The sequence below is a fragment of the Mycoplasmopsis lipophila genome, assembly GCF_045276895.1.
Taxonomy (GTDB): Bacteria; Bacillota_I; Bacilli_A; order Mycoplasmatales; family Metamycoplasmataceae; genus Mycoplasmopsis; species Mycoplasmopsis lipophila.
Genome location: NZ_CP174165.1, coordinates 23695 through 37753, shown reverse-complemented (window position 1 = coordinate 37753; position 14059 = coordinate 23695). Strand labels below are relative to the sequence as shown.

11 protein-coding genes are annotated in these 14059 nt (G+C 22.0%); 9 read left to right on the top strand and 2 right to left on the bottom strand.

The annotated features are described in order from the left end of the window. Position 1 precedes the first annotated feature (1 nt). The 3 genes from rlmD to ACJA27_RS00140 all read left to right on the top strand — a co-directional run bounded on the left by rlmD (position 2) and on the right by ACJA27_RS00140 (position 3695). Positions 2 to 1309, top strand: coding sequence for a 23S rRNA (uracil(1939)-C(5))-methyltransferase RlmD (gene rlmD / locus ACJA27_RS00150; RefSeq protein WP_406617983.1), 1308 nt, complete (start codon positions 2 to 4; stop codon positions 1307 to 1309). A gap of 40 nt (positions 1310 to 1349) precedes the next feature. Continuing rightward, positions 1350 to 2129: a hypothetical protein gene (locus ACJA27_RS00145; protein WP_406617982.1), complete on the top strand. Its 780-nt coding sequence runs from the start codon at positions 1350 to 1352 to the stop codon at positions 2127 to 2129. A gap of 141 nt (positions 2130 to 2270) precedes the next feature. Further along, positions 2271 to 3695 carry a hypothetical protein gene (locus tag ACJA27_RS00140; RefSeq protein ID WP_406617981.1) on the top strand — a complete coding sequence of 475 codons (1425 nt, stop codon included), beginning with the start codon at positions 2271 to 2273 and terminating at the stop codon, positions 3693 to 3695. A gap of 257 nt (positions 3696 to 3952) precedes the next feature. On the opposite strand, the gene ACJA27_RS00135 is transcribed toward ACJA27_RS00140, so the two are convergent. After that, positions 3953 to 4441: a hypothetical protein gene (locus tag ACJA27_RS00135; protein WP_406617980.1), complete on the bottom strand. Its 489-nt coding sequence runs from the start codon at positions 4439 to 4441 to the stop codon at positions 3953 to 3955. 163 nt (positions 4442 to 4604) lie between these two features. Then, entirely contained in the window at positions 4605 to 5615 is a 1011-nt protein-coding gene (locus tag ACJA27_RS00130; RefSeq protein ID WP_406617978.1) for an Abi family protein, read from the bottom strand. A gap of 244 nt (positions 5616 to 5859) precedes the next feature. On the opposite strand from ACJA27_RS00130, the gene metK reads away from it, so the two are divergent. The 6 genes from metK (at position 5860) to ACJA27_RS00100 (ending at position 14008) form a co-directional block, all read left to right on the top strand. Beyond that, a complete protein-coding gene (metK, locus tag ACJA27_RS00125; RefSeq protein WP_406617977.1) occupies positions 5860 to 6996 on the top strand; it encodes a methionine adenosyltransferase in 1137 nt (378 codons plus the stop codon). 91 nt (positions 6997 to 7087) lie between these two features. Next, positions 7088 to 8095 (top strand): hypothetical protein, encoded by a 1008-nt coding sequence (locus ACJA27_RS00120; protein WP_406617976.1) that lies wholly within the window; start codon positions 7088 to 7090, stop codon positions 8093 to 8095. A gap of 212 nt (positions 8096 to 8307) precedes the next feature. Continuing rightward, complete coding sequence (locus tag ACJA27_RS00115) at positions 8308 to 9612, top strand: amidohydrolase (protein ID WP_406617975.1); 1305 nt, start codon at positions 8308 to 8310, stop codon at positions 9610 to 9612. Positions 9613 to 9614: 2 nt separating this feature from the next. Continuing rightward, on the top strand, positions 9615 to 9752 hold the full coding sequence (locus tag ACJA27_RS00110; protein ID WP_406617974.1) for a hypothetical protein: 138 nt from the start codon (positions 9615 to 9617) through the stop codon (positions 9750 to 9752). A 156-nt stretch (positions 9753 to 9908) separates the two neighbouring features. Then, positions 9909 to 11570: a site-specific DNA-methyltransferase gene (locus ACJA27_RS00105; RefSeq protein ID WP_406617973.1), complete on the top strand. Its 1662-nt coding sequence runs from the start codon at positions 9909 to 9911 to the stop codon at positions 11568 to 11570. Positions 11571 to 11572: 2 nt separating this feature from the next. Beyond that, positions 11573 to 14008 carry a DEAD/DEAH box helicase family protein gene (locus ACJA27_RS00100; RefSeq protein WP_406617972.1) on the top strand — a complete coding sequence of 812 codons (2436 nt, stop codon included), beginning with the start codon at positions 11573 to 11575 and terminating at the stop codon, positions 14006 to 14008. Positions 14009 to 14059: the final 51 nt, after the last annotated feature.

Below are 14059 nucleotides of genomic sequence, written 5' to 3'. Positions count from 1 at the left end.
TATGGAAAAATTTGAAATAATAAAAAATGTTAAATGTGAAGAATTAAGCTATGAAGGTTATGGGACTTTTAGAAAAAATGATTTTCTTTATCTTATAGATAACTTTCTTCCTAATGAAATTGCTAATATTAAAATAATTAAAAAAACCACAAAAGTAATATATGGTAAAGTTCAAAATATAATTCATAAAAGTCCATTAAGAATTAAACCTAAAAATTCTGATTTATTAATTTCAGGTTCTGCTCCTTTATCTAATTTAGCATATGAAGAACAATTAAAATGAAAAAATGAAATAATACAAAAATTTACAAAATGAAATCTTCCAAATACAAAAATTTTTCAAATTTTACCTTCTCCTAAAATATGAAATTATAGAAATAAAATTACCGTATTTTTTGAATATAAAAATGAAAAAATATATATTGGTTTATATGAAAAAAATTCTCACAATTTAGTAACTCAAAATTCATATGATTTAGTTGATGAAAAAATATCAAATTTAATAATAGATATTCAAAATAATATAAATAATTTTGATTTAAATAGTTTAAAAAAAATTACTAAATTGTCTATTAGAATAAGTAATTTTAATGATTCATTACAATTATCTTTTTATTCAGAAAACAAAATAGAAATAGATAATAATTTTATAAATTACCTAAAAAATAAATTTAATAATATTGTTGAAATTTCCTTATTTATAGTTAAAAAAGAAAAAATTTTTAATACTATAAATTTATATAAAAAAGAAAATTTAATCCAAAAAATCAATGAAATTAAATATATTGTTAGTCCCGAATCTTTTTTCCAAGTTAATTTTTGACAAACAAATATCTTGTATAAAAAAATATATGAAGAATTAAAACTTAACAAAAAAGATAAGGTAATAGATCTTTTTTGTGGGGTGGGATCAATAGGACTTTTTCTTACAAAATATGTTGAAAAAGTTAGGGGTATTGAAATAATTGAAAAGGCAATAGAAAACGCTAAAAAAAATATGGAATTAAATAAAATTAAAAACATTGAATTTTATTGTTTAAATGCTGATAAATTATCAAATAATATTTTTGATAAATATAATGTTTTAGTGTTAGATCCACCAAGATCAGGAGTTTCTAAAGAAACACTAGAAATGATAAATAAGTCTAATATAGAAAAAATAGCTTATGTTAGTTGTAACTATCATACTTTAATTAGAGATTTAAAAATATTAGAAAAAACATTCAAAATAATAAATTTAACTCCTTTTGATATGTTTCCACAAACTTCACATATTGAAGTATTGGTAATTTTAGAAAAGAAAATATAATTTGGTATTTAATGTTTATTTATTAAATGAGAGGTTATTTATGAATGATATAGATAAGAGAGAGAGAGAGAGAGAGAGAGAGAATTCACTTGATCTAAATGATAAAATTATTTTTAATTGAAACGAATATCCTGAAACTGTTTGCCAAAAAGCTTTTTGAAGCTATTATCTAAAAGGTGTGTATGAAGACAAAACACATACAATTTTAGATAAACCATATTATGAAGAAAAAATAATTCACGGAACCGATGGAATAAATGAAGATGTTTTATTTGAATTTAAAAAACGTTTTGATGAAAATCAAACCTTACCAAAAGCATTTGGAGAAGCTTTGGCTTACCTAAGAAAATTTAATAATGATGGATTAATACAAATTCCAAGATGAATTTGTATAGCTACATTTTGTCCTAAAAATTATTGATTAATAGATGCTTCTAAATATAAAGAATTTATTTATACAAAAGAAGATGGAGATGGAGATGGAGATGAAATAAAACCATCTAGTGCTAAATATGTAATATTAAAGGATAATGATAGTAATTCATTAGAATGAACAAATCCTAAAGATTTAATAGAAAAAGTAACTCCTAACAATGAAAATAAAAAATATTTGTTAACAAAATTAAATATTAAAAATATCAATAAAATAAATGATTATTTTTATGAAATTCAAAATAATGAAAATGGAAAACCTGAAGAGTTTATAAAAGAATTAGCAAAAAAAATAAATATAAATGATTGTATTGCAAAAATAAATTCAACCACTGATAAAAACATATTGGAAAAATTGAAAAATTCATTGGAAAAATTAAACAATTAAGAAAAAATATTATATTAAGTAGAACCAATTTTTATAGATGAATTAAAAGAAATAATTTCAGAAAAATGAGATCATGTTGGTGGAAAAAATTATAGAAAAGATAGAGGAGCATTTTTTACCCCAAATGAATATGCTAAAAAAATGCAAGAATATTTATTTCATATAATTCAAGAAAATAAAAATAAAGAAATTTTAATCATTGATAGATGCGCGGGTACAGGACAATTAGAAAAAAATTTACCTGATAATATTTTAAAAAAATTTATTTTAAATACGTATGAGTTTTGTGAATGAATAAATTTAGGACATAATTTTCACAATAAGGTAAAACTTATTAAACCGCCTTATACAAATGCTCAATTGATAGATGTTTATATAAATGAAAATGCAATGGAAAATGGAAATGCATTATCAAAAGAATTTAACAAATGACTAATAGAATATTTAGCTGAATGAAGAAATAATTTCCCAAATGGCAAAATAGTTTTTTTTGAAAATCCTCCTTTTAGAGATGAAACAGCAAATAGTCATGGAAAAGGCCATACCATTACTTCTAGTTTTGTATATAATAACTTGCTAAAAGAAAAAAGCTATCAAAATGGAACAATTAGAGATTTAAGTTTTCAATTTATTTGGAGTGCTAAAAAATATTTTATGCGAGAAAATGATGAATATTGTTTAATATCACCTATAAAATATTGAAAATGAAATGATATTAATTTTGAATTTATTGAAGGATATCTTTCAAACAGAAAAAAATATAATGCTACTACTGGCGGATTACCCATAATTAGATGAAGAAAAAACGATAGTAAAAAAACAAATGAAATTGAATTAGAATATGATTCATCTAAAAATAAAATTAAATTAAAACAAATTAAGAAGAGGGTCGCCGATCTAAAGATTGATACAATAAAAAAAGAAAATTCATATGCTGCTTTTTCCATAGGTAATATGTTTGTTCCGGAAGGAAATATATTAACAAACATAAATAAAGGGCTATCAAATAAAAAATTTTATGTTTCCAATGAAAATATTTTACAAATTGCTGTTTTAAATGCTTTAAATGCTTGAAGAGGAAAGGATTACACAAAAGATTCATTAACAATAATGAAATCTTTTGATTTACAAGAACAAGCATGAAACGATAAGAAATTTATGAATGATTGTTTGCTTTGAACTCTTTTAACAGATCAAAACCAATGCTATTCAAACGAAGATATATTAAATGAAATTTGTTATAGTGGTATCGCAACAGAAAAATTAGATAAAAATTTATTCGAAAATAAACAAAACGAATTAATTAATCTTTGAAATGATTTAGATAAAAATTTTAGAAAATTTTGTTTATCTAGCATTTATCCTCATTGAAAATATGGTTTAAAACAAATTATTAAAGAATTTAATGTTAAAACAAAAAATTCAAAGGATAGATTTGGTAAGGAAATAAGGGAATATTTATATCCGGAATTAAATTCTTCTATTAGAACTTTAAAAAGCAAATTAAAAGATTTTTATTCTGAATTTATAGAACCTAAATTAGAAGAATATCAATTATTAAAATAACTAAAAACCCACAAGAAAAAATCTTGTGGATTAGTGCTTCTAACCAATACTAGGCAACTACAGTTTTTTAATAAAATTTGTTTTTTAAATAATTTTTGTTTATAAACAATAACTATAAAACTAAAACTATAAATAAAAAAACAAATAATCTTTAACTAAAAACAATTAAAACACTCTCAATAACTAATATTTCTTGTAGTGAATATAATATTTTCAATGCTAAAAAATAAAAACAAAATTTATTATGGAAAGGTAAATTATTTAATTTCTATATATGTTTCTAAATTTGCTTTATCAATAGCTACTTGAATAGAAACGATTTCTTCTTGTGTTAACATAGATTGTTTTTTAACTTTTTCTATATCATAAAGATATTCAAAATATTCTATTTGGCCATCATTTGTCGTTTTTCTAATTTTTTGTTTTCTATTAGCAAAGCTTTCTTGTCTTCTAACATTTAAAGTTTTTTGTGCTAATAAAACTAACAATTCAGCAATTGTTAAATTTTTATATTCTGTTTTAGTTACAATGTTTGCTTTTTGAATTGATATTTTTAAATTTAAAATTTCACCATTTAATTTTTCTCTCAACTTTTCAAATTTTTCATATGAATAATTTGATTTTTCTGGTGTTTCATCTTTTAAATATATTACATAACATTCTTTATCTTCTGTATCATTCAATACTTTTAATTGTGATTCCAACAAAGATATTTTTTTAATAGCTTCTTTTATTGTTATTTTCATAATATTCTCCTTATATGTTCTAATTATAGAGTTCTATGATTTCATTTTAATTAAATGAAATAAAAAAATCTTCATCTAAAACCGGTAATGAAGATTTTTTTAGTGGTTTACCCACGCCGGCGTTGCTCTAAAAGAGACTTCATAAGACATATCTAACGCGACTTTACGCTTTATATTTTACACTATTAATTAATTTTTTATTATATTTTTTAAAACCTAAAGATAACAAAATTTTTGACTTAATTTTTTCTAAAATATTTGGATTATTTTCAATTTTATTAAATAATTCATTTTTTATCAATTCTAATAATTTACTTTCCGCTAATGAAATTTTAAAATTGAATTTTTCTATAATATAAATAATTTCAAAAATTCTTATTCTAGAACTATTTAAACCATTTGCTTGTAAAAAATTTGATAATTCTTTGCTTCTACATTTAAAATTATAAAAAACATTATTATGACAAATTCTATTTCTAATGTTTTTTATAACTACCATAATGCTATAAAATTGACTAACATTGATTTTAATTTTATTTGAAAACATTATTTTTAATATATTGTTTTTTATTTTTATATTTAAAATTTGAAAAAAATTCATCAAAAAATCAAATGATCAAAATATACAGATAGATCATAAAGGTATTTCATTTTTATTATTTAGATATTTTTTTATTAAATTATTATTTAAATTTTTTTCAAATGGTTGATTTCATTTTTCTTTAATGTAGTTATATTTAATTTTATTTTCTTCACTCGATAAATCAAAAAGTAAATCAAAATCATTCTTTTTTAATGCAAAAATTTTACCATCCATATAATTTCTTTTAAATTTACAAACAGCTGTAATAAAACAATTTGAAAAATGCCTTTCTATATTTAAAATATTTGACAATACTAATTGTGACATTCTTCTATCAAAATTAAATAATGATATTATTCCATCAGCATTGTTTTTTGCATAATCATTTGTGTTTCTATTAAAATTCTTAAAAAAATAATCATTATATCCATTTACAAAATTTTGATAATTATGACATAACAAATAACTTTTAAATTTTGATTCTATATTTTTTTTATCCACTGTAATAAAGTTTAAATTTCTCTCTTTTAATAATTCAATTTGTTCATTTACATCTAAAAATTGTTTATTTTTATCGTTATTTATATTCATAAACTTTATTTTATAACAAAAAATATAACCAATTTATAAATTCATTTTAACTAAAACATAAGTGTAATTTTATATATAATAGTTAAGCAAAAAACATAAAGAGTTGCTGAGTTTAACCAACTATGACGCATGCCAACCAAATTTTTAATTATGGTGGATGGTAAGGATCTTTATTAAGATCAACATGTTATATATGTTATCTAGTTCTTCTCTTTTTGTTTAACCATACAAAAGGAGTTTTTTTATGCAAAAAATCTTATTTACAAGTGAATCTGTAGGGCAAGGACATCCTGATAAAATTTGTGATCAAATTTCTGACACAATTTTAGATAGTTTTTTAAAAGAAGATCCATATTCTAGAACCGCTATTGAAACTGTAGCTACAGGTAATAAATTAGTTATAGCGGGAGAATATAGTTCAAAAGCTAAAAATGTGAATGTAAAAGAAATTGCTATTAATGTTTTAAAAAAATTGAATTATTATCAAGAAGATTTAGAAATTATCATTGATTTAAAACCGCAAAGTACTGATATAGCACAAGGAGTTATATTAAATGATAATGAAATAGGTGCTGGTGATCAAGGAATTATGTTTGGTTATGCAACTAATGAAACACCTAATTATATGCCTTTAGCTATAACTCTAGCCCATGAAATTGTTAAATTAGCTGATAAAAAAAGAATTAGCGGAGAATTTAAATGAGCTAAAGCTGATATGAAATCTCAAGTTACAATTGATTATTCTAATTTAAATAAAACGCAAATTGACACTATATTATTTTCATGTCAACATGATGAACATTTTAATGAAAATGAATTTAAAACTTACATTAAGGAACAAATATTTAAGCCTGTTTGTGAGAGATATGGTTTAAATATTCCTAAAAATATTTATATTAATCCTACAGGTCGTTTTGTAATAGGAGGGCCTATTGGAGATACAGGATTAACTGGTAGAAAAATTATTGTTGACACATATGGTGGATCTGCTCATCATGGTGGTGGTGCTTTTAGTGGTAAGGATGCTACAAAAGTAGATCGTTCTGCTGCATATGTATCCAGATGAATAGCAAAAAATTTGGTTGCTGCAGGAATAGCTTCTAAATTAGAAATACAAGTTTCTTATGCAATTGGTGTAGCCAAACCTATTTCTATATCGGTTAATACTTTTAATACTTCAAAATATAGTAATGAAATTATTTTGAAAATTATCAATAAAGTTTTTGATTTACGCCCCTATGCAATTATTAAAGAATTAGATTTAAGAAAACCCATTTTTGCTCAAACTTCTTATTTCGGACATTTTGGTAGAGATGATTTAAATTTACCTTGAGAACAATTAAATAAAGTAGAAGCAATTAAAAAAATATTAAATAAATAATTTTAATTAACTTAAAATAATTAAGTAATCAAAAATTATAGACAATATTAAATATAAAATTTTCTTATATGTCTATAAATAAGGAGAATATATGAAAATTAACAAAAAAATATTTTGTTCTTTTCCTTCATTAACATTTATTATTCCTTTATCTTTATCTGCTTCATGTAATCAAAAAAGTATTTTAAAAGAAGAAATAAATGATTTAAAAAAAGAGTTTAAAAATTCTAATCAATTATTTTTGAATAATCAAGGTGCTAATTTTTTAGACACTAAAAATTTTAATTTTATAAAAAGTGTTGCTTGAAAATATGCAACTAATCTTATAGATACATATAAATATTTTGAAAATCAAATTGTTCCATTAACCAAAACTTTTAAAAATGAAAAAGAAATCAATACATTTTTAAAAGAAAATTTTACAAATAAAATAAAAATTGAATATTTTTCTTTTATTAATACAATTGTTGCTAAAACCAAAAATAATGAAAAAATGCAAGAAAGCAAAAGCGCAATTTATGATGAACTTATAAAAAGTTATCAAAATATAATTTCAATATTGAATCCTTATTTAAACACTAATTTAAAAATAGATAAAAATCCTTTATTTTTAAAAACTAAAAATACTTATTCCAAAACTCAATTTACTTTTTTTGAATATGCCAAAAGCATTCTTAAAAAGGAACAACCTAATTTTAAATATAGTGAAGCCATTTATGCTCTAGGAACTTTTTATGCATTATCAAACAATCTTTTTTGAGAAATAACCAAAAATATTAATTTTAAGGAATCTGATTTAGAATCTAATTTAAAAAAAATAGAAAACCTTAATCAAAATATAATAAAATCTTTTCTAAAAAATATAGAAGATTTTAAAGGATTAAAAATTTCTGATCCTTCTAGCGTTCCTGAATGGATTAGTTTTGTAAAAATTGATTCCGGTATATTTAATCAAGAAGAATTTAATAAGAAAAAAAATAATTACTTAAACGAATTAAATGCTCTTTATAAAGAATTAAAAGAAATTTATCAAAAAAATAATGAAAATCAAAAATATGCAAAAAATATTATTTTAAATTTTGTTAAAATATTAAAATAAAAATACTTCTATTATTTTCGAAGTTAATTATATTTTGCAACAATTTTATGAAAAGGATTTTATGAGAAAAATCGTTAGAGAAAGAAATAAAGTTAGAGCTGAAAAAAGAAAACATAAATTAGCTCTTGAACTTGCTCGCGCTAAAAGAAGAGAAGCAAGAAAATAGTAAAAAGCACCTTTATGGTGTTTTTTAATAGTTGAAAGGAAATAAAATGAATATATTAATTAAAAACGCAAAAGTTTTAACTAACAACAAAAATTTTGATATTTTGAATAATGCTAATGTTTACATTAAAGATAATAAAATATTTTATGTTGGAAATGAAAAACAAAATTTATCAATTGATAAAGAAATAGATGCTAAAAATAATCTAGTGATGCCAGGTTTAATAAATGCTCATACACATATAGGAATGGGTGTATTTAGAAATTATGGAAATGATGTTAGTTTAGAAAAATGACTATATGATTTTATATTTCCTATAGAAGAAAAATTAACTGCAGAAGATGTCTATTATTCATCTTTATTATCAATGGCTGAAATGATTTCAACTGGAACAACTTCTTTTGTTGATATGTATTTTTTTATCGATGAAATAGCTAAAGCTGCTGAAAAAATGAAAATGAGAGGAATAATAACTCAAGGTATTACTCATTTTTCAATTGAAAAAGATTTAAAAATAGCTAAAGAATTTTACAATAAATGACATAACAAATGTAATGGAAGAATTCAAACAATGATTGCTCCACATGCTGTTTATACTAATGATATTAATGATTTAACAAAAGCTATTAATCTAGCTAAAGAATTAAAAATTGGAATGAATATGCATTTAAATGAATCCAAAACAGAAGTAGAAAACTCTTTAAAAACTTTTAATAAAAGTCCATTAGAGCTTGTTGATTCATTACAAATGACTAACCAACATTTAGTTGCTGCTCATTGTGTTTGACTATCAGAAAAAGAAAAAGAAATTGCTAAAAATAAAAATGTTGTTTTAGTACATAACCCCGTTTCTAATCTTAAATTATCAAGTGGAATTATGAATGTTCAAGAAAATTTAGATAAAGGTTTAATTGTTGCTTTAGGAACAGATGGTGTGGCTTCAAATAATACTTTAGATATGTTTGAAGAAATGAAATTTGCTTCTTTACTAGCAAAAGGAACTGCTTTAAATCCCAAAAATTTAAATGCTATAGCAACAATCCGAATGGCAACATTAAATGGTGCCAAAGCCTTAGGTAAAGAAAAAGAACTTGGGAGAATAGAAAAAGATTATTTAGCAGATTTAATTATTGTTGAATTAAATAATATTAACCATACACCTGAAATAGATATTCCTGCTTCTTTAGTTTATTCCACATCTGGTAAAGATGTTTTAACAACAATTATTGATGGTGAAATTATTTATGAAAATAGAAAATTTGTTAATCTTGATATTAAAAAATTACAAATTAAATGCAATGAAATCTTCACCAAATTAATTTCAAAAATTAAAATAAATAACAAGGATTAAATATGAATAAAACAAATATGAAAATTAAAAAAAGCAATCCTATCACTCCTGAAAGAGTAGAAGCAATATTCCAAAACTTTATTAAATCTCCTGATTATGAAAAATTTAAACAAGTAATAAAAAACTTGGAAGATATGTAATTTTAAAATTATGATTTCCTAATAACACTATAAATAAGTGTTATTAGGAAATTTTTTTATTTTATAAAAAAATGAATATAATCTTATTTTTCTTTAAATTATTTTTTAAATGTAGATAAATATATAATTAAAGATGTAATTTTATAAGGAGAAAATATGAAGGATTTAAATAGTTATTTAACAGACATTGATGAAATGTCAAAAAGTTTATTAAATCAAGATCAAAAAGATTTAATAAAAAATATATTAATCCATACAAAGAAAGAAAATTTAGATGCTGTATTCCAATTATTGATTCAAAAAGTAAAAATAGGTTTTACTTTTGATGCAGCTCCGAGTTTAAATACAACATCGGTTTCTTCACTTAAAAAAGATGAAAAATTATCTTTTGTTAATAATCCATTAAGCAAACAAGACCAAAATGTTTTGATAATTGGAGAAAATTATGATGCTCTTAAGAATTTAATAGTAATAGAGAGAGAGAGAGAGAGAGAGAGAGACGGGATCGAATCTAATTATGATTTAATCTATATTGATCCTCCTTATAACACTGAATCTGCTAGTTCAGATGGAAATAATTTTTCAGAAAAAGATGAAGTTTCATCTTCAAAATTTATTTATCGTGATAAATTTAGTCGAAATGGTTGACTAAATATGATGAATGAAAGATTAAAATTAGCACACCAACTCCTAAAAGATGATGGTGTAATTTTTGTATCAATTGATGACAATGAACAAGCTTATTTAAAAATATTAATGGATGAAATATTTGGGGAAGAGAATTTTGTATGTAATTTGATATGGCAAAAGAAAAATGAAGGTTCCGCTGATGATAGCAAATATATTAAAAGTCTTACTGAATATGTATTAATGTATTCCAAAAACATAAATAAATTATCAACAAATGACTTAATAAAAGAAATTAATGATCATTCTTATAATCTAATTGATGAACATTATCAAACAAGAGGAATGTATAAACTAAAACAATTAGATTTTGCTTCTTTGACTTGGTCAAAAAATCTAGATTATGTAATTGAACATAATGGAAATAGATATTATGCTGGTGGTTCAAAAGAAAATTGAGAAAAAAGGAAACAAGGAAATCATACTATTAAAGATTGGCAGTGAAGATGAAGCAATGAAAAAGTTAAATGAGGAATTGATAATGGTTTTATAGAATTTAAAAATAATAAAATTTATACAAAACAATATCAATTTGTTAATAATGATAATGAAATTATCATAAGAAAATCAAAATTTTCTAATTTGATTCTAAATTTTCATGGTACTCAAGGAACATCTGAACAAAAAACAATTTTTTCTAATATAAAAGTGTTTGATCATCCCAAACCTTTAAATCTTCTTAAATACATAATAAATTTAATTAATAACAAAAATGCTCGTGTCTTAGATTTCTTTGCCGGTTCAGGAACTACTGGCCATGCTGTTTTAGAACTTAATAGAGAAGACGGTGGTAACAGAACATATACATTAGTAACAAATAATGAAAATGAAATTGGTGAAAACGTATGCTATGAACGTTTATTTAGAATTAACAATGGTGAAGGAACAAATAAAGAAAAAGATTTTGATTGATTAAAGAATAATGATCCTTATAAACAAAATTTAGATGTTTTTAAAATAGAATATTTTAACACTGATATTTATTGTGCCGACAACACAATAATAAAAGAAACATTTATCAATGAATTAAATAATTTTAATATTTTTAATAGGGATAATTATTACACAATGAATAATAAAGAATTGTTGTTAAATTTAACCTCATTAAAACCACAAAAAGAGGATAAATAAATATGGAATTAACAAAAACTCAAAGTGAAGCTGTTGAAAAATTAGTAAACGAATATATTCAAGCAAATCAAAAAAATAAAAAAACAATTATTGATTTTCAAGCACCAACCGGGAGTGGAAAAACTTTTATAATTGCAAATACAATAAATAGAATTATTCAAGAAAATCAAACCACTAATAATAAATTAGTTTTTGTAATAACAACATTATCATCGGCTGATTTACCAATACAAATGGAACAAAATTTAATTGAATATAAACAACATATAAATGGTTGTTTATATTCAATAGAAAGAAAAGAATCTCCATCTACATCACAAATTAAAAATAAAGATAGTGTTTATCATTTAGATCCCGAAGAAAATAAAGTTATTATATTTGGTTCTTCATCATTTGGAAAAGGTAGAATTTTAACAGAATATGGCTTGTTTCAAGGATTTTTAGATCAAATTAAAACCCAAAACTATAAATTAATATATATTAGAGATGAAGCACACCATGGTGGAAATGTAGACAAAACTAATAAATTTCAAGACTATGAAGAAGATAATAAAAAACTTAATTCATTAAAAACAGAAGGAAGATTTGAATACCAAATACAAGAAGCAGCTGATTTTATTATTAAAATGACTGCTACTCCAAAAGGAAAAAATCAATTAATTTGCATAAATGAACAAGATTTAGAAAACGATTCTATAAAACTATTAAAAAATAATCATATCTATAATGAAGGAATTAAAAATTCTAAAGAAGATGAAATAGATGATTTTGTTCTTTTAGAGCAAGCATGTAAAACATTTAAAAAAGTTAGAAAAGAATATGCTGAAAATAATTATGAATTAAAAAATATAAGACCAGCAATGCTTATTCAAGTAGAAAACGCCCCTGATAAAAAGAAACATCCTAATGAATATATAGAATTTGAAAACAATATAGAAAAGATAATTCAAATATTAAATGAACACAATTTAAATTGAGTTAAATATTTTTCGAATGAAAAAATAGAATCTTCTTCTCTAATAAATAAAGAAGAAAATAAAAAAATAAATTTAAAAGAAATATCAAAAAATGATGCAAATTGTGATGTTATCCTTTTTAAAATAGGACCTGCTACAGGTTGAAACATTCCTAGAGCTTGTATGTTAGTACAATTAAGAAATGTTTCATCAAAAAATTTATCTATCCAAACATTAGGTAGAATCAAAAGATTCCCTAATCCTTCTTTTGAAAAAAATTTTATACCGTCAAACTCTATAAGTGATAATTATTATGTTTATTCTAATCTTGTTTCTGAGGATACATTTAGACAATCTCTTGTATTAAAGGAAGAATTTAAAAATGAAGAATTTCCTTATGGAACAATAAACGAAACAATTATTAAAAAATTATTAGATAAAGAAAAATATACTGAAAAAATTTGGGAAACTTTAAATAAGGAACAAATAATTAAATATTTTGAAACATATAGAGAATTACATAATGATAAATTAATTGGTGAAGAGGCTAATAAAAAAATAGAAAATAAAACAAGGGTATACACATGAATTTGTAACTCAATAGAACTAGAATTGTTTGTAGAAAAATCTAAACAAATAAACAAATTATTTTTACTTAAAGAAATTGAAAATGTAATAAATAATTTTTATGAACAAAATTTTGGAAATAATCAAAACAATAAAATAAGCATAAATATGTATTGATATATTTTAATAAAAAAATATTTCGATCAATTTAAAGAAATATATACACTTTGTATAAAAACAACCATCAATAATGATACTAGTATGTATGAAATACATAAAAATATAAAATTACCTGAATTAAATGAAATTCTAGTTCATGACAAGGATAGAAGTGATAGAAATTCTTTATCACTAAATAATATAAAAAAATATGCTTATCAAAATCCAAAAAATATAAATCATTGATTTGATTCAACACCTGAATTTAATTTTATTTTTTCTATTAAAAATTTACTTTCTGATAATCAAAATGTAAAAATATATACTAAAAACCCTGTTTTTCATGGACTAAAATTACAATATTTTAATTCCGATTATGAAATTAAAAACTCATTTCCAGATTTTATTTTTAAATTTGAAAGTGATAAAAATACACATATAGTTTACATTGAAGTAAAAAGTCTTAAAAGTGATTATGACCCAGAAAAAACAAAACAATTATTAGAAAGTTATAAAAAATATATAAATAACAACAAAAAAACAAAAGAAGAAAAAACAATTTCAAATAAAGATAAAGGATTAAAATATACATTTTTAATATGTTATGAAAATCAAGGTGATTTTTATTTTTTGGGCGGTAGTGAAATAGATGAATTAAATCAACAAATCGATCTTGAAATACCTGACAATTTAATAGCAAATAAACATAACTATATTTTAAATATCAAAGATCTTTTTAAATATTTTGAAAATTAACTTATTCGTCTATAAAATAGGTAAATATAAAAAATCAAGGACATCCTTGAT